Origin of the sequence: Streptomyces sp. ISL-100, assembly GCF_018614615.1 — a bacterium.
GTDB lineage: Bacteria > Actinomycetota > Actinomycetes > Streptomycetales > Streptomycetaceae > Streptomyces.
This window is the reverse complement of sequence record NZ_JAGGOK010000097.1, coordinates 1-24,037: the sequence shown is the minus strand read 5'-3', so window position 1 is coordinate 24,037 and position 24,037 is coordinate 1. Positions and strand designations below refer to the sequence as shown.

The window sequence follows — 24,037 nt, the reverse complement described above, 5'->3', positions numbered from 1 at the left end:
CGGCCCAGTGGCCCACCGCGGGACGGCACCCGAGCGGAGTGCCGTCCCGCTGTGCTGCGCTTTTCCCCTACCCGCCCTATCCCGGACTGTGGCGCTGCCCCAGACCCCGCTCCTCAAATGCCGGAGGGCTGAAAATGCCGCGTTGCGGCAACCTTTCAGCCCGTCCGGCGTTTGAGGACACGCCCGCAGGGCGTCCGGGGGCCTGGGGGCTTGCCCTCAGTTACGGGAAGGGGCGGGTAGGGGAAAGCTCCGCAGGACACCCGCGTTACGCCGTGTCCGGGGGCGGTGTCGGTGCGCCCGGGAGGCGGATCAGGGCCTCCGTGCCGGGGGCGCCGTCCCTCGGGCGGCGCAGGGTTACCGTGCCGCCCGCCTGCTGGATTGTGCGGGCCACGATGGAGAGGCCGAGGCCGGAGCCGGGGAGGGCGCGGGCGGACGGGGAGCGCCAGAAGCGTTCGAAGACGTGCGGGAGTTCGCCGTCCGGGATGCCGGGGCCGTGGTCGCGCACCGTCAGTTCGCCGTGGCTGTTCAGGGCCACGGCGACCGTGCCGCCCGGCGGGCTGAACTTCACCGCGTTGTCGAGGACGTTGACCAGCGCCCGCTCCAGCGCGGCCGGCTCCGCCCGTACGTACCAGGGGGAGAGGTCGGCGTTGATCGTCAGCTCCGGGCCGCGCAACCGGGCCCGCTCCAGAGCGGCGGCCGCGATCTCGTGCAGCGCGACCACCCGCAGCGGCCTGCCCTGGTCGGCCGTGTCGGGACGGGCGAGCTCCTGCAAGTCTCCGATGAGGGCTGCCAGTTCCGTCATCTGGGCCTTGACGGACGCCATCAGCGCGGCTCGGTCGTCGGGTGGGATCGCCCGGCCCGTCTCGTCGCTGCGGGCGAGGAGCTCGACGTTCGTACGCAGCGACGTCAGCGGGGTGCGAAGCTCGTGGCCCGCGTCGGCGATCAGCTGCGCCTGGCGGTCGCGGGAGGAGGCCAGGGCACTGGTCATCGCGTTGAAGGAGCGCGACAGGCGGGCGATCTCGTCCTCGCCCTCGACCGGGATGCGTACGGTCAGGTCCTCCGTACGCGCGACGTGTTCGACGGTGTCGGTCAGCTTGTCCACCGGGCGCAGTCCGGCACGGGCCACCCACAGTCCGGTGGCGCCCGCCCCCAGCACCCCGATGCCGGACAGTGTGAGGAGGACCCAGGCGAGGGAGCTCAGCGGATCGTCGACCTCGCTCATGGGCCGGGCCACGGAGACCGCGAACGGCGGGCCGGGGATCAGATTCTGCCGGGCGTCCCTGAACAGGTAGGTGTAGACCCGCATCTCCCTGCCGTCGGCCGCCTCCGTCGTGTGCAGTGCGTCCTCCCGCTCGCCGGAGGCTACGGCGGTGTCGGCGGGCTGCGCGGGGATCGGCGAGACACCGGGGGAGGTGCAGGGCTCGCCGGAGGCCATCACGAGCTGGATGGTGTACGTCTGGGGCGCCGTCACGGCGGCGTCGCTGCCCGCGCAGGACAGCCGCAGCGTCTGCACGTACCCGGCGCCGACCTCGACGCTTTGCAGCGAGTCGTCCAGCTGTTTCTGCAGCTGCACGCGTGTCACGAGCCAGCACGCCGCCGCCACCGCCGCCACCGCGATCGCCACCGCCGTCGCCGTCAGCAGCGCCAGCCGGGAACGCAGCGGCAGCGCCCGGAATCTGCGCATCGCACCGCTCACGCCTCACCGCCCCGCAGCGCGTACCCGACACCCCGCACCGTGTGCACCAGGCGCGGCTCGCCGCCGGCCTCCGTCTTGCGGCGCAGGTACATGACGTACACGTCGAGGGAGTTCGAGCTGGGCTCGAAGTCGAAGCCCCACACCGCCTTGAGGATCTGCTCGCGCGTCAGCACCTGGCGCGGGTGCGCGAGGAACATCTCAAGCAGCGTGAACTCGGTACGGGTCAGCTCCACCGGCCGCCCGCCCCGCATCACCTCGCGCGTCGCCAGATCCATCCGCAGGTCGGCGAAGGACAGGACCTGGCCGGTCCCGCCGGGTGCCTCCCCGCCGACCGCTGCCCCTGCGGCGTACGAACTGCGTCGCAGCAGCGCCCTGATGCGGGCGAACAGCTCGTCCAGCTCGAACGGCTTCACCAAGTAGTCGTCGGCGCCCGCGTCGAGCCCGGTCACGCGGTCGCCGACCGTGTCGCGGGCGGTGAGCATCAGGATGGGAAGGGTGTCGCCGGACGAGCGGATGCGGCGGGCCGCCGTCAGGCCGTCCATGCGGGGCATCTGGATGTCGAGGATGATCAGGTCCGGGTCGTACGACGCCGCCTTCGCGAGCGCGTCGATGCCGTCGACGGCGACCTCCGTCCCGTACCCCTCGAAGGCGAGACTGCGCTGAAGCGCTTCGCGCACGGCGGGCTCGTCGTCGACGATCAGGATGCGCTCGGCGGGGGCGTTCATCGGGATTCCTCGGGATTCCTCGGGCTCGGTCGCCGCAGGGTGGCGTACGTCGCCTTCAGCCTCGCACGGTACGGATGTCAGCCGGTGTCCCCGGCGCGGAGCTGCTCCAGGTCGGCCTTGACGGTGTCGACGGGGATGGCGAAGCCGAGACCGACGCTGCCCGCCGTGGAGCCGTCGGCTCCGCTCGGTGCGTACATCGCGGAGTTGATGCCGATGATCTCGCCGTTCATGTTGATGAGGGCGCCGCCCGAGTTGCCGGGGTTGAGCGACGCGTCGGTCTGGATCGCCTTGTACGTCGTCTTCGAGGAGCCGGTGTCGCCGTTGAACTGCTGCCCGCCGAACTCGAACGGCCACTGCCCGCTGTCCCCGCCCTGGCCCTGCTGCTCCTGGCCCGGGTTCTCGTCCTTCGACACGGTCACGTCCCGGTCAAGCGCGGAGACGATTCCGCTGGTCACGGTCCCGGTCAGGCCCTCCGGCGAGCCGATCGCCACCACCTGGTCGCCGACCTTGACGTTGTCGGAACTCCCGAGCGTCGCCGCCTTCAGGCCGCTCGCGCCCTGGACTTTGATCAGCGCGAGGTCCTTGCCGGGGTCGGTGCCGACGACATCGGCGGTGTACGTCTTGCCGTCACTCAGCTTGACCTTGACGGAGTCGGCGCCGGACACGACGTGGTTGTTCGTGATGATCTCGCCTTCGGCGGTGATGATCACCCCCGAGCCGGTGGAGTCGCCGGAGGCGGACGTGGCGCTGATCTCCACGATGCTGGGGCTCACGGCCCGCGCGACCCCGGAGACGGTGCCCTTGCTGCTCTGCGAGACGTTCGTACCGCTGACGCCGTTGCCGCCGGGGGCGGGCTCCGTGCCGGTGAGGCGCTCCGCGAAGGCCGCCGTTCCGCCGCCGATCATGGCCGAGACGATGGCGACCGCGGCGAGGAGGGCGACCGGCCGCCGGGCCCGCGGGGGTGCGGCCACCGGAGGTGCGTACGCGGGTGGCGGCGGATATGCGGCACCGTACGAGTAAGAGGAGGGCTGCTGCTCGTGCTCGGGGTACTGGGTCATGCCTCAGAGCTTGGCCAGCGATTGTGAGAACCGTCTGAGGAGCCGCTGAGAAGCCCGACAGAAGCGCGTATGCCCCAAATAAAGAGGGGTTACGTCGCCGGGCAGCCGCAGGAGCGGCGTACCACCAGCGCCGAGGGGAACTGCTTCAGCCGCTCGCGCCGCGACCCCGCCACCCGCAGCGAGTCGTCCAGCACCAGGTCCACCGCCGCCCGCGCCATCGCCGGCCGGTCGGAGTACACCGTCGTCAGCGGCGGATCGGTGAGCGCCGCTTCCTTCACGTCGTCGAACGCCGCGACCGCCAGCTCGCCCGGTACGTCGATACGCAGCTCACGCGCGGCCCGCAGCACGCCGATCGCCTGGTCGTCCGTGGAGCAGAAGATCGCCGGCGGCCGGTCCGGTCCCGCGAGCAGCCCCAGGGCCACCTTGTAGGCGTCGTACCTGTTGTACGGAGCGTGGAAGAGCCGGCCGTCGGTCGAGCGCCCCGACTCCCGCATCGCCCGGCGCCAGCCCACCACGTGGTCGGCCACCGGGTCGCCCACCATCGGCGTCGACTCCATGCCGCCCAGACAGGCGACGTACGGATGACCGTGCTCCAGGAGGTGGCGGGTCGCGAGCTGCGCGCCGCCGATGTTGTCCGTGACGACCGCCACGTCGTCGATCGTCTCCGGCCGCTCGTGCAGCAGCACCACCCGGGCGTCCCAGGCCTCGATCTCGGCGGCCGCCCACTCGCTCGGGCCCTGGCTGACCAGGATGAGGCCGGAGACCCGCATACCGAGGAAGGCCCGCAGATAGTGGACCTCGCGCTCGTCGCGGTAGTCGGAATTGCCGACGAGGACCATCTTCCCGCGGTCGGCGGCGGCCTGTTCGACCGCGTGCGCCATCTCGGCGAAGAAGGGCTGCCGCGCATCGGGGACGATCATGCCTATGAGGTCGGTGCGGCGGGACGCCATGGCCTGCGCGACCCGGTCCGGCCGGTAGCCGAGCTCCTTGATCGCGGCGAGGACACGCTCGCGCGTGGCCGGGGCGACCGGCCGGGGTCCGTTGTTGATGACGTAACTGACGACCGCGGTCGAAGTACCCGCCAGTCGTGCCACATCGTCCCGCGTCACCTTGGCCACGCGCGGCAGTCTACGCGTGGTGACCTACCGCTGGGCAGGCCGTACTGCCTCTTCCTCCCGCCGGGCCGCCTCTGAGCCGTCGGGGTCCCTGTCCGCCGTATGGGTGACGGCCGCAGGCGTCGCATTCTGCGCGGCTTTGGCGGCCCTGGCTTCCTCGGCCGCGGCCGCCCGCTCGACCTTCTCCGGCGTCACGAAGCGGTAGCCCACATTGCGTACGGTTCCGATGAGCGACTCGTGCTCCGGGCCGAGCTTCGCGCGCAGCCGCCGTACGTGCACATCGACCGTCCGTGTACCGCCGAAGTAGTCGTAGCCCCACACCTCCTGAAGGAGCTGGGCGCGCGTGAAGACCCGGCCGGGGTGCTGCGCCAGATACTTCAGCAGCTCGAACTCCTTGAAGGTCAGGTCCAGGACCCGCCCCTTGAGCTTCGCGCTGTACGTCGCCTCGTCGACCGACAGGTCGCCGCTGCGGATCTCCATCGGGCTGTCGTCCGAGGTGATCTGCTGGCGGCCCGTCGCGAGGCGCAGCCGCGCCTCGACCTCGGCCGGACCTGCCGTGTCGAGCAGTACGTCGTCGATGCCCCAGTCGGCGGTGACGGCCGCGAGGCCGCCCTCCGTGACGACGAGTATCAGCGGACAGCCGGGTCCGGTGGACCGCAGCAGCTGGCACAGCGACCTGACCTGCGGAAGGTCACGGCGGCCGTCGATCAGGATGACGTCGGCACCTGGGGTGTCGACGAGGGCCGGGCCCTCGGCGGGGGCCACCCGCACACTGTGCAGCAGCAGGCCGAGGGCAGGAAGCACCTCCGTCGACGGCTGAAGGGCATTGGTCAGGAGCAGCAGAGAACTCATCGTCGGCCACCTGCCCGGGTCGTCCGGTCGTGCACGTTTCGCTTGCCCATTACGTCGGTTCCTCCTCGGTCCCTGCGAGGACGTATGCGGCACCTGCTTTCGTACGGTTCGGCCCCGCGCCCTGGGACCTCACCGCGTCATCTGTCCGTAACAACGGTCAGAAAACACAAAAGGACCCGGGGGCAACGTTGCCCAGGTCCTATGCCCAGCAGAATAGCCCACATGAGTCCCGTACCGGAGGGTCAAGTCCGCAGATCGCGTGTTCCCTCGATCACGCACGGCTCCCGGCGCACGGTTTTGCGTGCGGACGACGGGGTCCGGATCGAGGCGCTGTACGAGCCGTCGCAAGGCGGCGGGGACGGCGGTAACGACTCTCTGGCGATCGTCGTCGCGCACGGTTTCACGGGCTCGGTGGACCGCCCCGCGGTGCGGCGGGCGGCGCGGGTGTTCAGGCAGTACGCAGCCGTGATCACGTTCTCATTCCGTGGACACGGCGGCTCAGGAGGCCGCTCCACGGTCGGTGACCGCGAGGTCCTCGACGTGGCGGCGGTGGTCCGCTGGGCACGCTCGCTGGGGTACGAGCGGGTGGTCACCGTCGGCTTCTCGATGGGCGGCTCGGTGGTCGTCAGACACGCGGCGCTGTACCGGGACGGAACCGATTCCCCGCATGAGGGGCGCACGGAAGCGCACCCGGCGGGGCACGTGTCCGCGCGCGCCGACGCCGTGGTGGCGGTCAGCGCCCCCGCCCGCTGGTACTACCGGGGCACGGCGCCGATGCGACGGCTGCACTGGGTGATCACCCGGCCCGCCGGGCGCCTCGTCGGGCGCTTCGGGCTGCGTACCCGGATCCACGCCCGGGACTGGGACCCGGTGCCGCTCTCGCCGGTCGAGGCGGCGGCCAGGCTGGGCCCGACGCCGCTGCTGGTCGTGCACGGCGACCGCGACCCGTACTTCCCGCTGGACCACCCGCGGGCACTCGCCGCAGCGGCGAGCCGGAGCGAACTGTGGATCGTGCCCGGCATGGGGCACGCCGAGAACGCGGCCGAGGAGACACTCCTCACCCGCATCGGCGCCTGGCTGACAGCGGCATAGCTCATCATGGAACCCGACGAAAGGAGCCGCCGCTATGGCAGTAGGCACCATCCGCTTCTGGGCCGCGGCCAAGGCCGCCGCCGGCACCGCAGAGGAGCCGTACGCGGCCGGGACGCTCGCCGAGGCGCTCGACGCGGTGCGCGAACGGCACCCCGGGGAGCTGACGCGCGTACTCCAGCGGTGCTCGTTCCTCATCGACGGCGACCCCGTCGGGACCCGCGGTCATGAGACCGTACGGCTGGCCGAGGGCGGCACGGTCGAGGTGCTCCCGCCGTTCGCAGGAGGATGACCCCCACACCATGAGCAACCAGCAGCCCTACCCGTCGTCGTACGACGGACACGACCCTCATGAGGGTCAGCAGGCGTCGCCGTCCCCGCAGGAGCCCTTCACCCAGACCTGGGAGGCGCAGACCTGGGACACGCAGTTCCAGCCTGTGCAGCAGCCGTACCGGCCGCAGGATCCCGCCCCGTCCGGCGCCGCGGCCGACGCGGCGTACGCGTCGGCCCAGGACGGCGCGTACCCGCTGCCGCCGGAGGCCCACGGGCAGTCCGCCCAGTACCCGGCGGCCCAGTACCCGGGCGCCCAGTACCCGGCCGCCCCGACGGCGTACGAGCCCGCTCCGGAGGCGTACCGGCCCGCTCCGGAGGAGTACGCGCCCGCAGCGGCCGCGTACGAACCCGCGCACGCGGCCACCGCGGCTCCCGCGCCCCACCCCGCCGCCACCGGCTCCGCCTCGTACAGCTCGCCCACCACCGGCGGCAACGCCCGCATCACCGACGCCCAGCGCGCCCGCGCCGAGGGCCGGTCGCCGGTCATCGCGCCCGGCATGCAGCCCGCCGCCCTGACCGCCGTGCTCGCGCTGCTGTTCGCCGGCGCCGCGGCCGTCGGCCAGTACGCGCTCGTGGTGCCGCTCGTGCTGCTCCAGGCCGTCACCGCCGCCGGCTGGTTCCGGCTCAACGGCATGTGGCCCGCCAGGCAGGGCATCGCGCTCGCCTTCCTCGGCGGCGTCACCGCCGACATCGCGCTGCTGGCCGTCGACGCCGAGCACGCGCCCGCCGCGATCATCGGCACGCTCGGCGTCTGGGTGCTGCTCACGCTCGTACTCCAGCTGCGCAACCGCGCCCCCGCCGACGAGCGGATGTACGGCCTGACGGCCACCGTCACCTCGGCCGCTCTGGCCGTAATGGCCGCAGGTCACCTCGCGGCGGCTTCCGAGGCCGTGACCGTCGGCGGCGTGGCCGTCGCGGTCGCCGTACTGGCCCGCGCGCTGCCGCTGCCCGGCGTCGCCTCCGTGATCGTCGCGCTGCTCGCCGCGGCGGGCGCCGGGATCGCGGCCGGCGGGATGACGAACGTGGGCGCGGACGGCGCGCTGCTCGGGCTCGCGGCCGGGGTCTGCGCGCTGATCGGCCTGCGCGTGGCCAGCTACGACTACCCCTCGCGGTTCGTCCACATGACGGCCGGAGTGGCCCTGCCGCTGACCGCCGCCGCACCCGCCGTCTACCTGATCGGCCGGGTCATCTCCTGACGCCTGTGGTTACCTGGCAGTAGTCGACGATCGTCAAGGGGGCTTGGACGATCGCGGCCCGAGTCCGACGAGTGTGGGGGATCCGTAAGAAATGCGTGCGCTGCGAATACTGCTGATCGTCGCCGTGATCCTCGGCGGCATCTTCGTCGTCGTGGACCGCCTCGCGGTCAACTTCGCCGAGTCCGAGGTCGCGAAGCGCGTCCAGAGCCAACAGGGTCTGGACGGCGGAACCGACGTATCGATCAAGGGATTTCCCTTCCTGACCCAGGTCGCCGCCAAGCATCTCGACCAGGTCGACGTCACCGTCGAGGGCGCCGAGGCGAGCGCGGAGGGCCGCAGGGTCCGGATCAGTGAGATGACCGCCGAACTCCACGACGTGCGGGTGCGCGGCAGTGTCGGCGGCTTCTCGGACGCGACGGCGGAGCTCGCCACCGGCAGGGCGCGCATCTCGTACGAGGACCTGTCCAAGGCCTCCGAGAGCGGCTTTCCCGTCGCCTACGGCGGCAACGGCAAGGTGAAGGTCACGGGCTCCGTCGAGCTCCTCGGCCGCAAGATCACCCGCAGTGTGCTGTCCAGCGTGACCGTCGTCGACGGCGACACGCTCAGGGTGCGGGCGGACGAGGTTCCGGGCGAGGGGCTGCCCGGCATCGAGGAAAAGATCCGCGAGAAGACCGACTTCGACCGGCAGATCAGCGGGCTGCCCGGCGGCCTGAAGCTCGAAAAGGCCGAGGCGACGAAGGACGGGCTCGAGATCTCCGTCACCGGTACGAATGTGGGCCTCGCCGGATAGTGAGACGGCAGCGTCCGCCCCTCAGGCAGCGGGCGGACGCAGACGGCGCGCCACCGCCGGACGAAGGCCTTGCACCACCACCGCATCCCACATCCCGGACGATCGCGTCTCAACATGCGACACGCCGGTGACATGCCGGTCGTGACATCCCTACGATCGGTCCCATGCAGCAGCGACAGGCGGACCTCACGAAGCGGCGGGCAGTAGACCTGTGCCGCGTCGCCGCCATGCTCTGTCGTACTGCCTGAGCGGGTTCTGACCGGCACAGCCCGGCACCCGCCTTCCCCCGGCCCTCCGACCGACCGAACTGGTGCAGTCGAAGTCAGGGCCACCCCCGTGCGGTCGTACGCCGTCCCGTTCCGTGTACCGGCGTACCCGCACACAGCACCTCGCGCATAACCGCCGCACACTGCCCCGGAGGAGAACAGCATGAGCCGCAGCGACGTCCTGGTAGACGCAGACTGGGTCGAGGCCCACATCGAGGACCCGAAGGTCGCCATCGTCGAGGTCGACGAAGACACCTCGGCGTACGAGAAGAACCACATCCGCAACGCGATCCGGATCGACTGGACCAAGGACCTCCAGGACCCGGTCCGCCGCGACTTCGTCGACCAGGCCGGCTTCGAGAAGCTCCTGTCCGAGAAGGGCATCGCGAACGACACCACAGTCGTCCTCTACGGCGGCAACAACAACTGGTTCGCCTCGTACGCCTTCTGGTACTTCAAGCTCTACGGCCACAGCGACGTCCGCCTGCTGGACGGCGGCCGCAAGAAGTGGGAGCTCGACTCCCGCGACCTGGTCGCCGAGGTTCCGCAGCGCCCGGCCACGCAGTACAAGGCCCAGCCGCAGGACACCTCGATCCGCGCCTTCCGCGACGACGTGGTCTCCGCGATCAACAACCAGAACCTCGTCGACGTGCGTTCCCCCGACGAGTTCAGCGGCAAGCTGCTCGCCCCGGCCCACCTCCCGCAGGAGCAGTCGCAGCGCCCGGGTCACGTCCCGTCCGCCCGCAACATCCCGTGGTCGAAGAACGCCAACGACGACGGCACCTTCAAGTCCGACGAAGAGCTCAAGGCCCTGTACGAGGCCGAGCAGGTCGACCTGGCCAAGGACACCATCGCTTACTGCCGCATCGGTGAGCGCTCGGCCCTGACCTGGTTCGTCCTGCACGAGCTGCTCGGTGTCGACAACGTCAAGAACTACGACGGCTCGTGGACCGAGTACGGCTCCCTGGTCGGCGTGCCGATCGAGCTCGGCGCCAACAAGTAACCCCTCATCGACTGCGACTTGAAGGACGGATTCAACATGTGTGGAGCAAAGGCCGGCGGCCCCGACGCCTCGACGATCAAGCCCGGTGAGACCACCATCCAGGGCAGCGTGACCCGCGACGGCGAGCCCGTCACCGGTTACGTCCGCCTCCTGGACTCGACCGGCGAGTTCACCGCTGAGGTCCCGACCTCGGCCACGGGCCAGTTCCGCTTCTACGCGGCCGAGGGCACGTGGACCGTCCGCGCACTCGTCCCGGGCGGCACGGCCGACCGTACGGTCGTCGCCCAGACGGGCGGCCTCGCAGAGGTCGCGATCGCCGTCTGACGAGCGTTTTCTACTGGCCGAAGGGCCGCACTCAAGGGCGGGTTGGACGCTTTGCCTGGACCGGGTGCGGCCCTTCGGTCGTACCGTGGAGTTATGTACGCGCGGCGCCGTCACGCTTATTTCGTGCTGATGGGCGGATGCATCGTCCTCTTCGTCTCCGCCTGGGCCCTCGTGCGCCTGTGGTCCGTGCCGGTGGCCGTGGGGATGTGCTTCGTCGCGATGGTCATTCCGCCGATCGCGGCGATGGTCGCCAACCGGCGGGGGCCGGAGGACCGGTGGTGGGACGATCCTTCCGGGGATCCGAAGTCCGACGACTGGTGGGACGAGCTGGACGGCAAGAAGCGCCCTCAGTAGGCCCCGAGCAGGTCAGTAGACGAGGGACTGGACGTCGTCCGCCATGATCTCGCTGACGAAGACCTGCGCGCCCGCGATCCGTACGCCCTTGATCACGTCCTTCTCGGTGATCTCGCGGCGCGCCGCGCACTGCGTGCACAGCGTGATCTGTCCGGCCGCCGTGATCGACTCGATCAGGTCCGGCAGCGGCGCCGCGTGCGGCAGCTCGAACTCCGCCGCGCGCCCCGGCAGCGCGAACCACGAGGACTCGCCGGTCAGCCAGAGCGAGACGTCGACCCCACTGGCGACGGCCACCGCCGCCACCGTGAACGCCTGCGAACACCGCTCCGGGGCATCGGCCCCGGCGGTCACCTTGATCACGAGCTTCTTCGCCATGTCCGAACTGTAATCCGCCGCCGTACAACCGCGGCCGCCCCTCGCAGGTCTGTAGTGCGCCGCAGGTGATGGAACCTGCGCCTCAGGTCTCGTGGGGGACCCCTTGGAAGCTCAGCAAACCGTTCCTGATCAGCAGGAACCAGAAGAATCGATCGTGCCGGCGGGCGACGACCGCCCTGTCGGCCGTGTCCGCGCGCGCGGCCGTACGTCCCTGATCATCGCCGCCGCCGCGGTGCTGGGCATCGTCGGCGGGACCGCCGTCGGCTACACCGTCCAGGCCGAGCGGCCGCCGACGCCGCTGCCCGCGCTGGCGCAGGACGGACTGGTGTACCCGGCGAAGTCCCTGCCCAAGGGCAAGGAGCCGGAGCCGCTGTCCGCGAAGGACGACCGCCGGTTCAGGACGGAAGGCGACCTGCGCGAGCTGCTCCTGACGAAGCCTGCGGGCGCGCGCGACTCGGGCGAGCTTTGGCTCGACGACGGCTGGGTCGACCTCGCCTCGTACGCACTTGAGTTCGACAGCGAGTCCCACATGTTCGAGTCGCTGGCCCTGGACGAGTTCCGCCGGGCCGCGGGTGCCGCCTGGGAGCAGGGCGCGGACCGGTCGACAACCATCCGCCTCGTCCAGTTCCGCCCAAGTTCCGTGGCGGGCGCCGTCGAGCACGTCCGGGGCCAGCTCGCGTACATGCCGTACGAGAAGGACGGCGCGGGCAACGAGGGCGACCCCCTCAAGGGCAGCGGCAACGGCCGCTACTACGTCTACAAGCCTGATCTGAAGGCCGGGTACCTCCCGTCGTACCAGGCCAGGGCCATATTTCAGCGCGGCGACATATTCGTCGACATCAACATCTTCGACACCAAGCCGATCAGCAGGAGCGACATCCGCGTGCTGGCCGAGCGGCAGCTGGAGCGCCTGTGAACAAGGATCAGACCCGACGGCTGCTCGGCACGGCGCTTCCCGCCGTGCTGTTACTCGGCGCCGTCGGCGGTGGACTCGCGTACACCAAGCACACCGTCGACTCCGCTGTCCGGACCGCTCCGCGCGCCGAATGGATGCGGACCGCCGACGAACCCGGCAAGGATCCGGCCGGGGACGTCTTCAGGGGCAAGGACTCGACCGAGCTCAGCAAACTGCTGCTGCCCGTGCCCGACAACTTCCGCCTCGGCCCCGACATCTCCTCGTACGGCAATGACTCCGAGCTCAGCGGCGCGAAGGCCGAGGCGCTCCTCAAGGAGCAGGGGCGCGGAGTGTCCGGCAAGCAGCGGCGGGAGTATGAGAAGCAGATCGACAGGCTGGGCGTGCGGGGCATCGCGGTGCGTTCGTACACCGCGCAGGTGAACAACCTCGTCGTCGAGGTGCAGATCGTCCGGATGAAGAACACGAAGCAGATCCACGCGCTGTATGCCCTCCGGACGGAACTGGCCGGCCTCCTCGGAAGCCGCAAGGGCCCGAAGATCAAGGGCCACAAGAAGGCCGCCTGCTTCATGGCGCCCCCTTCCGGAACGGAGAGCGACGAAGCGACGGAGCTCGGCGGGATGGCCTGTACGGCATACGACGACGAGCTGCTGGTGAGTGTCACCGCTTCCGGCACCAACCCCTTCGACAAGCGCGAGACCGCCCGCCTGGTGAAGGACCAGCTCGACCACGTCGTGTCCCCCGGGGAGTACATATGACCGAGCAGCTCACGCCCCCCGCGACGACGCCGGAAGAAGCGCCGGGACCGCCGCCGCCTGCCGAAACACCTGCCGAAACACCTGCCGAAGCGCCCGCCGCCGCTCCCCGGCCGCCCCGCAGGGTGCTGCGGGCCGTCGCCCGCTGGACCGCCGCTGTGCTCGTGTGCGGCGGCCTCGGCACCGGCAGCGCGTTCGGCATCGCCGCGCTGGAGCGTACCGACGTACCAGGACTGGCCACTGAGCACGACGGCCGCTGGGACTACCCGGAGCTCTCGCTGCCCGCTCTGCCGGCCGGCTCGCCGCGCCCCTACAGCGAGGGCAACGACGCGGAGATACACCACGCCGATCTGCGAAGGCTGATGCTCAGCGCTCCGGCCGGAGCCTCGCCGGACAAGCGGCTGACCGGCGACTGGATCACCACCGGCCAGTACGCCTCCGCGTACGCGAAGGGCGAGCGCTCCCGCATCCGGGAGGCCCTGCGCGATTCCGCCGTGCGGCACATCGCCGGACGCGGCTGGACCATGCCCGACGGCACCACGTCGTGGATCTATCTGCTGCGGTTCAACTCGGTCGCGTACGCGGAAGGCTTCAAGGACGACGTGATCCGAGCCGGGCTGAAGGGCGGCGCGCTCCTGAGGGAGGCGCCCGTCGTCGCGCTGGACGAACAGTGGTCCAGCCTGGGTACGGCGGGGACCGTCAGGGCGTATGTGTACGTGGAGGAGAAGCCGTACGGCGCGGGGCAGGTCCGGCAGGCGTACATCGTGGCTGGTGACACGCTCGCGCTGGTCACGCACTCCAGAAAGGGCAGTGCGGTGGACGTGCCCTTCTACCAGTCGCTGATTCTCCAGGCGCAGCTGCTCGGCTGAGCCGGTACGCCCCTCGCAGAGAACGCCGGGCCCCCGCCGACTAAGCTGGGGCCCGGCCCCGTACTGCCCATCGCTCGTGCAAGGAGCAACCCCGTGGTGATTTTCTTCGAAGCCCTGCTGGTTCTGGTCTGCGTCGGCGTTCTGGCCTTCGCCGGTCTGACCGTGAAGAAGCTTTACCAGGGTCAGCGCTGATCCACCCCACCCCTCCCCTCACAGATCGTCTGAGCAGCTCATGATCGAGATCCCGTCCGACCTCCACCCGGACCTCGTCCCCCTCGTCTTCCTCCTCGGAAACTGGGAGGGTGCGGGCGTTTCTGACTTCCCCGGCGCCGAGAAGTGCAACTTCGGCCAGGAAGTCACCTTCACCCACGACGGCCGGGACTTCCTTGAGTACGTCTCCCACACGTGGGTGCTCGACAACGACGGCAAGAAGGTCCGGCCGCTGGAGAGCGAGTCCGGCTACTGGCGCGTCGACAAGGACCGCAAGGTCGAGGTCGTCATGATCCGCGACCAGGGCGTCGTCGAGATCTGGTACGGCGAGCTCGCCGACCAGAAGCCGCAGATCGACCTGGTGACGGACGCGGTCGCGCGAACCGGCGCCTCCGGGCCGTACACCGGTGGCAAGCGTCTCTACGGCTACGTCAAGAGCGACCTCATGTGGGTCGGTGAGAAGGCCACTCCTGACGTCGAGCTCCGCCCCTACATGTCGGCGCACCTGAAGAAGGTCGTCGACCCGAGCGAGTGGGCGAAGGACCTCAAGGACCTGCCCGACGACGGCATCGCGTTTTTCAAGTAGGCGGACACCACGTGGGTTGCTTGCCGCGCTGCCTACACTGGGCACGTGGTGAGCACCGACTGGAAAAGCGACCTGCGGCAGCGCGGCTATCGGCTGACGCCCCAGCGTCAGCTTGTCCTGGAAGCCGTGGACGCCCTGGAACACGCGACGCCCGACGACATCCTCGTCGAGGTGCGCAGGACCGCGTCCGGCGTGAACATCTCCACCGTGTACCGGACCCTGGAGCTCCTGGAGGAGCTGGGTCTGGTCAGTCACGCGCACCTGGGGCACGGGGCCCCGACGTACCACCTGGCGGACCGCCACCACCACATTCACCTGGTCTGCCGCGACTGTACGAACGTGATCGAGGCCGACATCGCGATCGCCGCGGACTTCACGGCCAAGCTGCGCGAGACGTTCGGCTTCGAGACGGACATGAAGCACTTCGCGATCTTCGGGCGCTGCCAGAAGTGCGCTGCGGAGACTTCCGCGGAAGCTTCAACTACCGAGTCGTAGGCTGGGCGATATGAAGAGCCCCCTGCTGTCCCTGCCCGGTGCCGTCCCCGCCGAAGGGCGCGACGAAGGCGTCGCCGCGCACTACGGCGACCTGTTCCGCGAACAGCGCGCGCTCGCCGGCGGCGCCGGCCTCGTCGACCTCTCGCACCGCGGGGTCGTCACGGTCACCGGTGACGACCGGCTGAGCTGGCTGCACCTCCTGCTCACGCAGCACGTCAGCGATCTCCCGGCCGGCCGGGCCACCGAGGCGCTGATCCTCACCGCGCACGGCCATGTCGAGCACGCGATGTACCTCGTCGACGACGGCGACACGGTGTGGATGCACGTCGAGCCGGGTACGCAAGGCGATCTCATCGCGTATCTGGAGTCGATGAAGTTCTTCTACCGGGTGGAGACCGCCGACCGGACCGAGGACTTCGCAGTCGTCCACCTCCCGGCCGGCTCGATCGCCGACGTGCCGGAGGGTGTGGCCGTACGGGAGACTTCGCACGGCCGTGATCTCTTCCTGCCGCGCGGTCAGCTGGAGGCGTACGCCGAGGCTCATGGCCCGGCCGTCGGCATCCTGGCGTACGAGGCCCTGCGCGTCGAAGCGCACCGGCCCCGCCTCGGCTTCGAGACCGACCACCGCACCATCCCGCACGAGCTGGGCTGGATCGGCAGCGCCGTACACCTCCAGAAGGGCTGCTACCGGGGCCAGGAGACCGTCGCCCGCGTCCAGAACCTGGGGAAGCCGCCGCGGCGGCTCGTCTTCCTGCACCTGGACGGCAGCGATGTCCTGCTGCCGGGGCCGGGGACGCCGGTGCGGCTGGCGGCGGACGGCGAGGAGGGGCGCCAGCTCGGGTTCGTCACGACGTCGGCCCGCCACCACGAGCTGGGGCCGATCGCTCTCGCACTGGTCAAGCGCAATGTGCCGGTGGACGCGGAGCTGCTGGCGGGGAATACGGCCGCGGCGCAGGAAGTCGTCGTAGAGCCTTAGGTCCTCAGATCTCGATCAGGATCGTGAACGGGCCGTCGTTCGTGAGGGAGACTCTCATCTCCGCTCCGAAGCGGCCCGTCTCCACGTGCGCGCCGAGCGCGCGGAGCTGGGCCACGACCTCCTCGACCAGTGGCTCGGCGCTCTCGCCGGGGGCCGCGGCGTTCCAGGTGGGGCGGCGACCCTTGCGGGCGTCCCCGTAGAGAGTGAACTGTGAAATGACCAGAAGTGGCGCATTCACATCGGAGCAGGACTTCTCGCCCGCAAGGATCCGAACCGACCACAGCTTCCGGGCGAGCTGTGCGGCCTTGTCCGTTGTGTCCTCGTGGGTGACTCCCACCAGCACACACAGGCCTTCGCCCACGATTTCGCCGACCGTTTGTCCGGCCACGACGACGCTCGCGCCGTCGACCCTCTGCACCACTGCACGCATGCGGCCCAATCTATCCGGGGCTGAACGGGCGTAGAGCGCCTGCGTAGCCGACGTCAGGAGTGGCACGATGCACGGAGGCGGTGCGCGCCCCGCACCGGTCGAGGGGACGGAACAATCCATGAGCACATCTGGCGCCGGGCAGCCGCTCGGTCCCGTACCTATGCCAATGATTCAGCTGACGTCTTCCGCTCCCGCCGCACGACCACCCGCGCAGCGGACCGGCGAGAGCGCGGATGGTCAGCAGAAGACCGATCTCGGTGTGCTGGGGCTGCCGGAGCTGCGCGGTCTGCGCCGTGACTCGCAGCGGGACGAGGCGGACCTCAGTTATGTGCGGCGTCTGCTGCACGGGCGGATCGACATCCTGCGGGCCGAGCTGGCGCGGCGTACGGGGCCGGAGTCCCCTGTCGTCGACCGCCTGTCGGAGATCCTCGCGGACGCCCCTTCGCGGCACCGTTCCTCCGCCCGTCACGTGACGCTGTCCACACCGCACAGCGAGGAGTTCCGGCTGCTGGCGGCCGAGATGCTGGCCGAGGTCGAGCTGTCGGATCTCGCTGCCCGTACGGACGAGGAGCTGCATGCGGCCATGGGGCGGCTGGTGCGTTACGAACAGCAGGTCTCGCGGCGCCGGCAGCATCTGCAGCGGACGGCGGACGATTGCAGTGCGGAGATTGCCCGCAGGTACCGTGATGGTGAAGCACAAGTAGACGACCTGCTGACCTGACGCCGCGATCCGGCCGGACGGGAGCCTGGTCCTGTTCCCGCCCCGGAAGGTCGAGATGTCCTCCAGCACCGCTGCCACCGCCATATCCCCGGTCCTCGCGGAAGTCGTCCGTTCCGGCTTCGTCGAGGGCCATCACCGGGGTTCGCTGGTCGTTCTGGCGGCGGACGGCAGCGTGGAGCTGGCGGTCGGGGACCCGTACGCCCCGGTCTTCCCGCGCTCCAGCAACAAGCCGATGCAGGCCGCCGCGATCCTGCGGGCCGGGCTCGACCTGTCGGGGGAGCGGCTGGCGCTGGCGGCCGCGAGCCACTCGGGGGAGCGGTTCCAGCTGGATCTCGTACGCAAGATGCTGGCGGAGTACGGGCTCACGGAGGCGGACCTGCAGACTCCGCCGGATCTGCCGCTGGACCCGGTGGAGGCGGAGGCGTACCTCGCCGGAGGCGGGGTGCGCGAGCGGCTCACCATGAACTGCTCCGGCAAGCACGCGGCGATGCTGGCGGCCTGCGGCCTGAACGGGTGGGACACGGGTTCCTACCTGGACCCCGCTCATCCGCTTCAGCGGCTCGTGCTGGAGGTGGTCGAGGAGGCGAGCGGCGAGCGCGTCACTGCGGTGGGTACGGACGGGTGCGGCGCGCCGCTGATGGGGATCAGCCTGGTCGGGCTGGCGACGGCGTTCCGCGGCTTCGTGCTCGCCGCACCGGGCACGGCCGAGCGACGCGTCGCGGACGCGATGCGCGCGCACCCGGAGTTCGTCGCGGGTACGCGCCGCCCCGACACGTGGCTGATGCGCGAGGTGCCGGGTGCGCTGTCGAAGATGGGCGCCGAGGCGGTTCAGGCGGTGGCGCTGCCGGACGGCCGCGCTGTCGCGTTCAAGGTCGACGACGGCGCGACGCGGGCGCTGGGGCCGGTGCTGGCGCAGGCGCTGCGGCGGCTCGGTGTGGACGGGCCGGTGGTGGACCGGATCGGGCGGGCGCCGCTGATGGGCGGGGCGGCTGAGGTCGGGGATATACGCGCGGCGTTCTGAGCGGCGTCCGGACGGCCGGAAAAATACGGGCGACAGGCGGTGGCCGGTGTGCATAGCGTGGGCGCATGAGCGTTGACGTCCGTACGATCACCGCGTCCGAGTTCCGCGACTGGCTGCGCGCCCTCGCCACCGGATTCCTCCGGGCGCCCCTCGCCTCGGAAGAGGAGGCGGCGGAACGCCTGGCACACATGGACCTGGCGCGCGTGCAGGGCGCGTTCGACGACGGGCGCTGTGTCGCGACGTACCGCTCCTTCGCGCAGGAGCTCACGGTGCCGGGCGGCGCGGCGGTCCCGGCGAGTGCCGTGTCGAACGTGACCGTGTCGCCGACGCACCGCCGCCGCGGTCTGCTCAGCCGGATGATGGACGCGGATCTCGCGGCGGCGAAGGAGCGCGGGGATGTGCTGTCGACGCTGATCGCCGCCGAGTATCCGATCTACGGGCGGTACGGGTTCGGGCCCGCCGCGTCGATCAGCGAGTGGGAGATCGACGTACCCCGGGCGGGGCTCGACGCGCGCTGGGCTGGGCCCGACGACGGTGGCGGCCGGGTCGATCTGGTCGACGGGGCCGACGTACGCAAGATCGGGCCCGAGCTGTATGAGCGCTTCCGTGCGATGCAGCACGGCGCGATCACCCGCGACGAGCGGTGGTGGCAGCTCAACACGGGGCAGGTGGTCATGGCGCACGAGCCCTGGCGCGAGCCGTTCTACGCCGTTTACCGCTCGGCGCACGGCGAGGTCGAGGGCCTGCTGGTCTACCGGGCCGAGGAGAAGTGGGGCGACGCCAAGCAGCCGCTCAACACCGCGAACGTACGCGGCATGATCGCGGTGTCGCCGGCGGCGGAGCGCGCGCTGTGGCACTTCGTCTGCGCCATCGACTGGATCTCGACGGTACGGTCCGGATACCGCGCCGGCGACGATCTGCTTCCCCTCCTGCTCCCGGATCCCCGGGCTGCCAGGATCGTCACTCAGGCGGATTTCCTGTGGGTGCGGCTGCTGGACGTCGTACGGGCCCTGGAGGCTCGTACGTACCCGGTGCCCGCCTCGCTCGTGCTGGAGGTGCACGATGCGGCGGGGCCGGCCGGCGGGCGGTTCCGGCTGGATGCCTCGGCGGACGGAGCGGTGTGTGCCCCTTCGGCCGAGTCGCCCGATCTGACGCTGGATGTACGGGAGCTGGGGGCGCTGTACCTGGGCGAGGAGTCCGCGGTGCGGCTGGTGGCGCTGGGCCGCGTCGTGGAGGAGGTGGCGGGCGCCGCCGCCGTTGCCGACGCCCTGTTCCGTACGTCCAGGCGACCGTGGTGCCCGGACATCTTCTGATCTCTTCCGATCTCTTCTGATGCGCCGCTTCAGCCGAAGGTGGGCTGGAGCAGCAGGACGAGGACGACGGCGCCGATGCTCAGGCATGCCGTGTTCTTGGCCTTGACGCCGATGGACAGCAGGGCGACGGCCACCAGGCCCATCGCGCCGAACTGCCACTGGATGAGCTCTTCGAGGGTGAAGAAGAGCGCGGCGAGGAGGATGGCGATGAGCGGCATAGCGGTCCCTCCCTGGGATGGCGGACCTCGCGGCGGCGAACGCGCGGACGGATGCGACGCCGGAGGAGGTGCTCAGGCAGTACGGGCGCACGCTGGCGAAGCTGGCGGGGGGTTAGGCGGCGCACGGCCCGGCCCACGCCCCACTCAGCTCCCCCCCCGGCCACCCGCGCCACTCAGCTCCCCGCCGCCACCAGCAGCGCCTTGCCCGCCACCGTCCGCGCCTCGATCGCCGTATGCGCCTGCGCCGCCCGCACCAGCGGGAACGTCGCCGCGATCACCGGGCGCAGGCGGCCCGCCGCCGCCTCTGCCAGCGCCTTCGCCGCCAGCCGCGTGATGTCGGCCGCCCCGAACTGGACCTCCGCGATCCCCCGCAGCGTGATCCCGCGCCACCCGGCTTCGTCGGGGTCGATCCCCGAGAAGCCGCCGCTGGACGCGCCGTGCGCCGAGACGCGGCCGCCGTCGGCCACCAGCGCGAAGGCGGCCAGGCCCAGTTCGCCGCCCACGCCGTCCAGCAGCACGTCCGCCCCGGCGCCCCCGAGTGCCTCCCGGGCGCGCTCGGTCCAGCCTTCCCCGGAGTAGTCCACCACCGCGTCGGCGCCCAGTTCCCGTACGAGATCCAGCTTCCGCTTGCCGCGCGCCGCCCCCACGACATGTGCGCCGGCTGCCTTCGCCATCTGCACCAGCAGCGTTCCCATGCCGCCCGAAGCGCCCAGGATCAACACCCGCTCGCCGGGCCGGATGCGGACTGCCTCCGCTATGCCGGTGCCGGTGACGCCGTCGTGCGCCAGCGCGGCCGCCTCGCGCAGGCCGAGGCCGTCGGGGACCGGGATCAGGCGGTCGACCGGGGTGACGACCTGCTCGGCGTACGTGCCCGCAGTGCCGGGGCCCGCCACCACCCGGCGGCCCGTCCACGCCGGGTCCACGCCCTCGCCCACCGCTAGCACCGTGCCTGCGGCCGCGCCGCCCGGAACGTACGGCGGCTCGATGCCGAACTGTGGGCCCCAGCCACCCCGGATCTGCGTCTCGACGTAGATCGTGTCGGTCACGGCGACTTCCACGACCACTTCTCCGGGACCGGCCACCGGGTCCGGCAGCTCGGTCGCCACCAGTACCTCCGGACCGCCGAACTCCGTCACCTGAATCGCGCGCATGACGCTCACTCCCCACTCCGACGTCGGTATCTGTCCGTGCGCCAGTGAGTCTGTGACCTCAAGTTCTGTTGAGGTCAAGCGCGTACGCTTCGTCCTCATGAGTGGTTTGCGGGAGCGGAAGAAGCAGCGGACGTACCGGGTCATCTCCGATGCGGCGATCGCCCTCTTCCTGGAGAAGGGCTTCGACGAGGTTTCCGTGGCCGAGGTGGCGGCCGCGGCCGAGATCTCCAAGCCGACCCTCTTCCGCTACTTCCCCGCCAAGGAAGACCTCGCGCTGCACCGTTTCGCCGACCACGAGGACGAGGCGGCCCGGGTCGTCGTCGACGGGCGCGCGGACGGGCTTTCGCCGCTGGACGCCCTGCAGCGGCACTTCCTCGCCGGCCTCGACCGGCGCGATCCCGTGACCGGGCTCAGCGACGACGCCGACGTGCTCGCCTTCCACCGGCTGCTGTACGGGACGCCGAGCCTGGTGGCCCGGCTCCACGCGTATGTGAGGCGTTCGGAGGAAGCGCTCGCCGCCGCCCTCGACGGGCCCGACCCCCTGGCGGCGCGGCTCGCGGCCGGGCAGATCGTGGCCGTACAGCGGATCCTCGCCGAGGAGAACTGGCGTCGGATCGAGGCGGGGGAGAGCGCGCAGAAGGTACTTCCGGGGGCTGTGGCGGCGGCCGAGCTCGCCTTCGAGCAGTTGAGGAACGGCCTCCGCACCCGATTTTTAGACCTTGGTTAAATTCGTAACTCGGTTACGTTATCTTTGGCGGATGACGTCACTCGACCACGCCCTCAGCCAGGAACGGACCTTCCACGACCTCTGCCGCGCAGCTCTGACCCGCATGACCGAAGGCGCCGGTGAACAGGTCGTCCACGGCGAGGACGTCTCCGCCTCCGGCGCCGACGCCGAAGCCCTCGGCTTCCATCTGCGCTCGTACGCCAAGGAGTTGAGGGAGGAGCCGGAAGGTCCACTCTTCTTCGGGCGGCTCGATCTGGCCGACGGCCAGAGCCACCACATCGGCCGCCGCCGCATCGCCGAACACCCCGCCGATCCACCCCTGGTCATCGACTGGCGCGCCCCCGTCTCCCGCACCTTCTACCAGGCGAGCGCGCAAGACCCGCAGGGCGTCCTGGTGCGCAGGCGGTTCGGCTGGGCGCCGTGGAGCAAGGGGGCGTCACAGGACCTGACCGGGATGGAGGACGAGCGGCTCGCGGCCGGAGAGGAAAGCGGCGGCGCGGCGAAAAGCGGCATCCTCGCCGACGAGATCGAGCGGCCCCGCGTCGGCCCGATGCGCGACATCGCCGCCACCATCCAGCCCGAGCAGGACGATCTCGTACGCTCCGGACTCACCGAATCCGTCTGCGTGCAGGGCGCCCCCGGCACCGGCAAGACCGCCGTCGGCCTGCACCGCGCGGCGTACCTCCTCTACACGTATCCGCAGCGCCTCAAGCGCAGCGGCCTGCTGATCCTCGGGCCCAGCCGGACCTTCCTCTCGTACATCGCAGAGGTGCTGCCCGCGCTGGGGGAGAGCGGCATCAGACAGTCGACCGTCGACGACGAGATCGGGCGCCATCCCGTCCGCGCCGAGGACAGCCCCGCGGCCGCCCTCGTCAAGCACGACGCCCGGATGGGCCCCGTGCTCCACCGGGCGCTGTACGGGCGGGTGTCGGCGCCCGCGCAGACCGTCGCCGCGCCGGACGGCTCGTACCGCTGGCGGATTCCGCGCGGCGAACTGGAGCGGATCGTCGAGGAGGTGAGGGCCGAGGCGCCCCCGTACGCCGTCGGCCGTGAGCGCGTGCGCACGCGCGCGGTGCGGGCGCTCCAGCTCCAGGCCGAACGCCGGGCCGGTCCGCCGAGCAACGAGTGGCTGCGCCGGATGGGGCGGTCGCGGGCGATCGGGGCGTTCGTCGACTCCGTGTGGCCGAAGGTCCAGCCGGAGGAGATCGTGGCCGAGGTGCTCACCGACCCCTGCGATCCCCTCCTCACGCCGGACGAGCGGCGGGCGATCCGCTGGGCGAAGCCGCCGCGCTCCTGGAAGAGCGCCAAGTGGTCGGCCGCGGACCTGGTCCTGATCGACGAGGTCGCCGGGCTCGTCGAGCGCCCCGAAAGCTACGGCCACGTCGTCATCGACGAGGCGCAGGACCTCTCCCCGATGCAGTGCCGGGCGATCGCGCGCCGCGTCGAATTCGGTTCGGTGACGGTGCTGGGCGATCTCGCGCAGGGTACGACGGCGTGGGCCGCCCGCACCTGGCCCGAACTCCTCGCCCACCTCGGCAAGGAAACGGCCGCCCTCGCGCCGCTGACCACCGGTTTCCGGGTCCCGGCCACGATCGTGGAGCTGGCGAACCGGCTGCTCGGGGCGCTGGACGTCGACGTACCGCCGGGCCGGTCGCTGCGCGCGGACGGTGAACTGGCGGTACGTGAGGTGCGGGATGTGGCGGCTGCGACGGTCGATGCGGCACGGGCGGCCCTGACCCGGGAGGGCTCGGTGGGCGTGATCGCGGACGCCGGCCGGGTGCAGGAGTTGCGCCAGGCGCTGGACGCGGCGGGGCTCGGCGAGGCGCCCCGGCTGTCCGTGCTGCCCGCGACGCTCGCCAAGGGCCTGGAGTACGACCACGTCATCGCCGTCGAACCGGCCGAGATCGCAGGCGCCGAAGAGCGGGGCCTGCACAGGCTTTACGTGGTGCTGACCCGGGCGGTCAGCCGCCTCGACGTACTGCACCGCCTTCCGCTCCCGGCGCCCATGCAGGCCTGAGGCTCCAGGGGTTACGGCGCGAAGTCGCCTCGGCAGCAGTGGGTTTGGCCGGGAAGGTGCGGGAGCCGCCCGGTGCCCCCGGACGCCGGGCGGCCCACCGCCTCACCGGGTCGTCACGTCCGTACGCCGCAGCCGCACCACCGGGATGTCACGGGTGGTCTTCTTCTGGTAGGTCTCGTACGGCGCGAAGATGTCCACCAGATGCGGCCACACCCGGGCCTTCTCCTCGGCGGAAAGCGTCTCGGCGCGGGCCGGGAACCGCTCGGTGCCGACGCGCAGTTGTACGTGCGGGTTGTCCTGGATGTTCAGGTACCACAGGGGGTGCTCGTCCGAGCCGCCCTTCGACGCCACGACCAGGTAGTCGTCGCCGTCGCGCCCGTAAATCAGCACGGTGCGCCGGATGGCGCCGCTGCGCCGCCCGAGGTAGTCCATCAGCAGGCAGGGCGCGCCCTGCATGGT

The 24,037-nt window shown here is 70.9% G+C and carries 29 protein-coding genes; 19 read left to right on the top strand and 10 right to left on the bottom strand.

Annotated features, from left to right (window positions below):
- Positions 1 to 265 precede the first annotated feature (265 nt).
- The 5 genes from J7E89_RS35445 to J7E89_RS35425 form a co-directional block, all read right to left on the bottom strand.
- Entirely contained in the window at positions 266 to 1,684 is a 1,419-nt protein-coding gene (locus tag J7E89_RS35445) for a cell wall metabolism sensor histidine kinase WalK (RefSeq protein WP_214979839.1), read from the bottom strand.
- 8 nt (positions 1,685 to 1,692) lie between these two features.
- A complete protein-coding gene (locus tag J7E89_RS35440; protein ID WP_214979837.1) occupies positions 1,693 to 2,421 on the bottom strand; it encodes a response regulator transcription factor in 729 nt (242 codons plus the stop codon).
- Positions 2,422 to 2,498: 77 nt separating this feature from the next.
- Entirely contained in the window at positions 2,499 to 3,479 is a 981-nt protein-coding gene (locus J7E89_RS35435; protein ID WP_214979835.1) for a S1C family serine protease, read from the bottom strand.
- Between the two features lie 89 nt (positions 3,480 to 3,568).
- Positions 3,569 to 4,597 carry a LacI family DNA-binding transcriptional regulator gene (locus tag J7E89_RS35430; RefSeq protein WP_214979833.1) on the bottom strand — a complete coding sequence of 343 codons (1,029 nt, stop codon included), beginning with the start codon at positions 4,595 to 4,597 and terminating at the stop codon, positions 3,569 to 3,571.
- 24 nt (positions 4,598 to 4,621) lie between these two features.
- Positions 4,622 to 5,446, bottom strand: coding sequence for a response regulator transcription factor (locus J7E89_RS35425; protein ID WP_214979831.1), 825 nt, complete (start codon positions 5,444 to 5,446; stop codon positions 4,622 to 4,624).
- A 222-nt stretch (positions 5,447 to 5,668) separates the two neighbouring features.
- On the opposite strand from J7E89_RS35425, the gene J7E89_RS35420 reads away from it, so the two are divergent.
- The 8 genes from J7E89_RS35420 (at position 5,669) to J7E89_RS35390 (ending at position 10,801) form a co-directional block, all read left to right on the top strand.
- On the top strand, positions 5,669 to 6,538 hold the full coding sequence (locus J7E89_RS35420; RefSeq protein ID WP_214979829.1) for an alpha/beta hydrolase: 870 nt from the start codon (positions 5,669 to 5,671) through the stop codon (positions 6,536 to 6,538).
- 34 nt (positions 6,539 to 6,572) lie between these two features.
- Positions 6,573 to 6,827 (top strand): MoaD/ThiS family protein, encoded by a 255-nt coding sequence (locus J7E89_RS35415; RefSeq protein ID WP_214979827.1) that lies wholly within the window; start codon positions 6,573 to 6,575, stop codon positions 6,825 to 6,827.
- 10 nt (positions 6,828 to 6,837) lie between these two features.
- Positions 6,838 to 8,064, top strand: coding sequence for a hypothetical protein (locus J7E89_RS35410; RefSeq protein ID WP_251061524.1), 1,227 nt, complete (start codon positions 6,838 to 6,840; stop codon positions 8,062 to 8,064).
- Between the two features lie 91 nt (positions 8,065 to 8,155).
- On the top strand, positions 8,156 to 8,854 hold the full coding sequence (locus J7E89_RS35405; RefSeq protein WP_214979823.1) for a DUF2993 domain-containing protein: 699 nt from the start codon (positions 8,156 to 8,158) through the stop codon (positions 8,852 to 8,854).
- Positions 8,855 to 9,018: 164 nt separating this feature from the next.
- On the top strand, positions 9,019 to 9,102 hold the full coding sequence (locus J7E89_RS42540; RefSeq protein ID WP_355254274.1) for a putative leader peptide: 84 nt from the start codon (positions 9,019 to 9,021) through the stop codon (positions 9,100 to 9,102).
- Positions 9,103 to 9,283: 181 nt separating this feature from the next.
- A complete protein-coding gene (locus tag J7E89_RS35400) occupies positions 9,284 to 10,123 on the top strand; it encodes a sulfurtransferase (protein WP_214979820.1) in 840 nt (279 codons plus the stop codon).
- A 36-nt stretch (positions 10,124 to 10,159) separates the two neighbouring features.
- A complete protein-coding gene (locus J7E89_RS35395; RefSeq protein ID WP_018101653.1) occupies positions 10,160 to 10,447 on the top strand; it encodes a DUF1416 domain-containing protein in 288 nt (95 codons plus the stop codon).
- Positions 10,448 to 10,540: 93 nt separating this feature from the next.
- Complete coding sequence (locus J7E89_RS35390; protein ID WP_214979818.1) at positions 10,541 to 10,801, top strand: DUF3099 domain-containing protein; 261 nt, start codon at positions 10,541 to 10,543, stop codon at positions 10,799 to 10,801.
- A gap of 12 nt (positions 10,802 to 10,813) precedes the next feature.
- On the opposite strand, the gene J7E89_RS35385 is transcribed toward J7E89_RS35390, so the two are convergent.
- Positions 10,814 to 11,176, bottom strand: coding sequence for a DsrE family protein (locus tag J7E89_RS35385; protein WP_214979816.1), 363 nt, complete (start codon positions 11,174 to 11,176; stop codon positions 10,814 to 10,816).
- Positions 11,177 to 11,330: 154 nt separating this feature from the next.
- Between J7E89_RS35385 and J7E89_RS35380 the strand changes: the two genes are divergently transcribed.
- From J7E89_RS35380 to J7E89_RS35355, 6 genes are all read left to right on the top strand, one after another.
- Complete coding sequence (locus J7E89_RS35380) at positions 11,331 to 12,092, top strand: hypothetical protein (RefSeq protein ID WP_308315708.1); 762 nt, start codon at positions 11,331 to 11,333, stop codon at positions 12,090 to 12,092.
- Positions 12,089 to 12,847, top strand: a complete 759-nt coding sequence (locus tag J7E89_RS35375) for a hypothetical protein (protein ID WP_214979814.1) — start codon at positions 12,089 to 12,091, stop codon at positions 12,845 to 12,847. Before J7E89_RS35380 ends, J7E89_RS35375 begins: the two co-directional genes overlap by 4 nt.
- On the top strand, positions 12,844 to 13,713 hold the full coding sequence (locus tag J7E89_RS35370; protein WP_214979812.1) for a hypothetical protein: 870 nt from the start codon (positions 12,844 to 12,846) through the stop codon (positions 13,711 to 13,713). The genes J7E89_RS35375 and J7E89_RS35370 overlap by 4 nt, the downstream gene beginning before the upstream one ends.
- A gap of 232 nt (positions 13,714 to 13,945) precedes the next feature.
- The gene (locus tag J7E89_RS35365) at positions 13,946 to 14,509 is read left to right on the top strand and encodes an FABP family protein (protein WP_214979809.1); all 564 of its coding nucleotides are present in this window, start codon (positions 13,946 to 13,948) and stop codon (positions 14,507 to 14,509) included.
- 45 nt (positions 14,510 to 14,554) lie between these two features.
- Positions 14,555 to 15,004 (top strand): Fur family transcriptional regulator, encoded by a 450-nt coding sequence (locus J7E89_RS35360; RefSeq protein ID WP_214979808.1) that lies wholly within the window; start codon positions 14,555 to 14,557, stop codon positions 15,002 to 15,004.
- A gap of 10 nt (positions 15,005 to 15,014) precedes the next feature.
- Positions 15,015 to 15,980, top strand: coding sequence for a folate-binding protein YgfZ (locus tag J7E89_RS35355; RefSeq protein WP_214979805.1), 966 nt, complete (start codon positions 15,015 to 15,017; stop codon positions 15,978 to 15,980).
- 4 nt (positions 15,981 to 15,984) lie between these two features.
- Here the strand turns inward: J7E89_RS35355 and dtd are convergent, their stop codons facing one another.
- Complete coding sequence (dtd, locus tag J7E89_RS35350) at positions 15,985 to 16,410, bottom strand: D-aminoacyl-tRNA deacylase (protein WP_214979803.1); 426 nt, start codon at positions 16,408 to 16,410, stop codon at positions 15,985 to 15,987.
- Between the two features lie 166 nt (positions 16,411 to 16,576).
- Between dtd and J7E89_RS35345 the strand changes: the two genes are divergently transcribed.
- The 3 genes from J7E89_RS35345 to J7E89_RS35335 all read left to right on the top strand — a co-directional run bounded on the left by J7E89_RS35345 (position 16,577) and on the right by J7E89_RS35335 (position 19,465).
- Complete coding sequence (locus J7E89_RS35345; protein ID WP_374196961.1) at positions 16,577 to 17,131, top strand: ABC transporter substrate-binding protein; 555 nt, start codon at positions 16,577 to 16,579, stop codon at positions 17,129 to 17,131.
- 55 nt (positions 17,132 to 17,186) lie between these two features.
- Positions 17,187 to 18,152 carry an asparaginase gene (locus tag J7E89_RS35340; RefSeq protein WP_214979792.1) on the top strand — a complete coding sequence of 322 codons (966 nt, stop codon included), beginning with the start codon at positions 17,187 to 17,189 and terminating at the stop codon, positions 18,150 to 18,152.
- Between the two features lie 65 nt (positions 18,153 to 18,217).
- A complete protein-coding gene (locus tag J7E89_RS35335; RefSeq protein WP_214979789.1) occupies positions 18,218 to 19,465 on the top strand; it encodes a GNAT family N-acetyltransferase in 1,248 nt (415 codons plus the stop codon).
- Positions 19,466 to 19,494: 29 nt separating this feature from the next.
- Here J7E89_RS35335 and J7E89_RS35330 read toward each other — a convergent pair whose 3' ends face one another.
- Together J7E89_RS35330 and J7E89_RS35325 are read right to left on the bottom strand one after the other, a co-directional pair.
- Complete coding sequence (locus J7E89_RS35330; protein WP_214979787.1) at positions 19,495 to 19,683, bottom strand: hypothetical protein; 189 nt, start codon at positions 19,681 to 19,683, stop codon at positions 19,495 to 19,497.
- 173 nt (positions 19,684 to 19,856) lie between these two features.
- Entirely contained in the window at positions 19,857 to 20,834 is a 978-nt protein-coding gene (locus J7E89_RS35325) for a zinc-binding dehydrogenase (RefSeq protein WP_214979784.1), read from the bottom strand.
- Positions 20,835 to 20,931: 97 nt separating this feature from the next.
- Between J7E89_RS35325 and J7E89_RS35320 the strand changes: the two genes are divergently transcribed.
- Entirely contained in the window at positions 20,932 to 21,561 is a 630-nt protein-coding gene (locus J7E89_RS35320) for a TetR/AcrR family transcriptional regulator (protein WP_214979782.1), read from the top strand.
- A gap of 31 nt (positions 21,562 to 21,592) precedes the next feature.
- Entirely contained in the window at positions 21,593 to 23,578 is a 1,986-nt protein-coding gene (locus tag J7E89_RS35315) for an AAA family ATPase (protein ID WP_214979780.1), read from the top strand.
- 102 nt (positions 23,579 to 23,680) lie between these two features.
- Here the strand turns inward: J7E89_RS35315 and J7E89_RS35310 are convergent.
- Positions 23,681 to 24,037, bottom strand: a 357-nt coding sequence (locus J7E89_RS35310) for a nitroreductase family deazaflavin-dependent oxidoreductase (RefSeq protein ID WP_214979778.1), incomplete at its 5' end; no start/stop codon positions are given.

Coding starts and splice junctions, on each gene's coding strand:
- J7E89_RS35330 (WP_214979787.1), bottom strand. CDS start 19,683: ATGCCGCTCATCGCCATCCTCCTCGCCGCGCTCTTCTTCACCCTCGAA.
- J7E89_RS35445 (WP_214979839.1), bottom strand. CDS start 1,684: ATGCGCAGATTCCGGGCGCTGCCGCTGCGTTCCCGGCTGGCGCTGCTG.
- J7E89_RS35320 (WP_214979782.1), top strand. CDS start 20,932: ATGAGTGGTTTGCGGGAGCGGAAGAAGCAGCGGACGTACCGGGTCATC.
- J7E89_RS35440 (WP_214979837.1), bottom strand. CDS start 2,421: ATGAACGCCCCCGCCGAGCGCATCCTGATCGTCGACGACGAGCCCGCC.
- J7E89_RS35435 (WP_214979835.1), bottom strand. CDS start 3,479: ATGACCCAGTACCCCGAGCACGAGCAGCAGCCCTCCTCTTACTCGTAC.
- J7E89_RS35355 (WP_214979805.1), top strand. CDS start 15,015: ATGAAGAGCCCCCTGCTGTCCCTGCCCGGTGCCGTCCCCGCCGAAGGG.
- J7E89_RS35325 (WP_214979784.1), bottom strand. CDS start 20,834: ATGCGCGCGATTCAGGTGACGGAGTTCGGCGGTCCGGAGGTACTGGTG.
- J7E89_RS35415 (WP_214979827.1), top strand. CDS start 6,573: ATGGCAGTAGGCACCATCCGCTTCTGGGCCGCGGCCAAGGCCGCCGCC.
- J7E89_RS35370 (WP_214979812.1), top strand. CDS start 12,844: ATGACCGAGCAGCTCACGCCCCCCGCGACGACGCCGGAAGAAGCGCCG.
- J7E89_RS35420 (WP_214979829.1), top strand. CDS start 5,669: ATGAGTCCCGTACCGGAGGGTCAAGTCCGCAGATCGCGTGTTCCCTCG.
- J7E89_RS35340 (WP_214979792.1), top strand. CDS start 17,187: ATGTCCTCCAGCACCGCTGCCACCGCCATATCCCCGGTCCTCGCGGAA.
- J7E89_RS35410 (WP_251061524.1), top strand. CDS start 6,838: ATGAGCAACCAGCAGCCCTACCCGTCGTCGTACGACGGACACGACCCT.
- J7E89_RS35385 (WP_214979816.1), bottom strand. CDS start 11,176: ATGGCGAAGAAGCTCGTGATCAAGGTGACCGCCGGGGCCGATGCCCCG.
- dtd (WP_214979803.1), bottom strand. CDS start 16,410: ATGCGTGCAGTGGTGCAGAGGGTCGACGGCGCGAGCGTCGTCGTGGCC.
- J7E89_RS35425 (WP_214979831.1), bottom strand. CDS start 5,446: ATGAGTTCTCTGCTGCTCCTGACCAATGCCCTTCAGCCGTCGACGGAG.
- J7E89_RS35315 (WP_214979780.1), top strand. CDS start 21,593: ATGACGTCACTCGACCACGCCCTCAGCCAGGAACGGACCTTCCACGAC.
- J7E89_RS35405 (WP_214979823.1), top strand. CDS start 8,156: ATGCGTGCGCTGCGAATACTGCTGATCGTCGCCGTGATCCTCGGCGGC.
- J7E89_RS35365 (WP_214979809.1), top strand. CDS start 13,946: ATGATCGAGATCCCGTCCGACCTCCACCCGGACCTCGTCCCCCTCGTC.
- J7E89_RS35400 (WP_214979820.1), top strand. CDS start 9,284: ATGAGCCGCAGCGACGTCCTGGTAGACGCAGACTGGGTCGAGGCCCAC.
- J7E89_RS42540 (WP_355254274.1), top strand. CDS start 9,019: ATGCAGCAGCGACAGGCGGACCTCACGAAGCGGCGGGCAGTAGACCTG.
- J7E89_RS35345 (WP_374196961.1), top strand. CDS start 16,577: ATGATTCAGCTGACGTCTTCCGCTCCCGCCGCACGACCACCCGCGCAG.
- J7E89_RS35335 (WP_214979789.1), top strand. CDS start 18,218: ATGAGCGTTGACGTCCGTACGATCACCGCGTCCGAGTTCCGCGACTGG.
- J7E89_RS35395 (WP_018101653.1), top strand. CDS start 10,160: ATGTGTGGAGCAAAGGCCGGCGGCCCCGACGCCTCGACGATCAAGCCC.
- J7E89_RS35390 (WP_214979818.1), top strand. CDS start 10,541: ATGTACGCGCGGCGCCGTCACGCTTATTTCGTGCTGATGGGCGGATGC.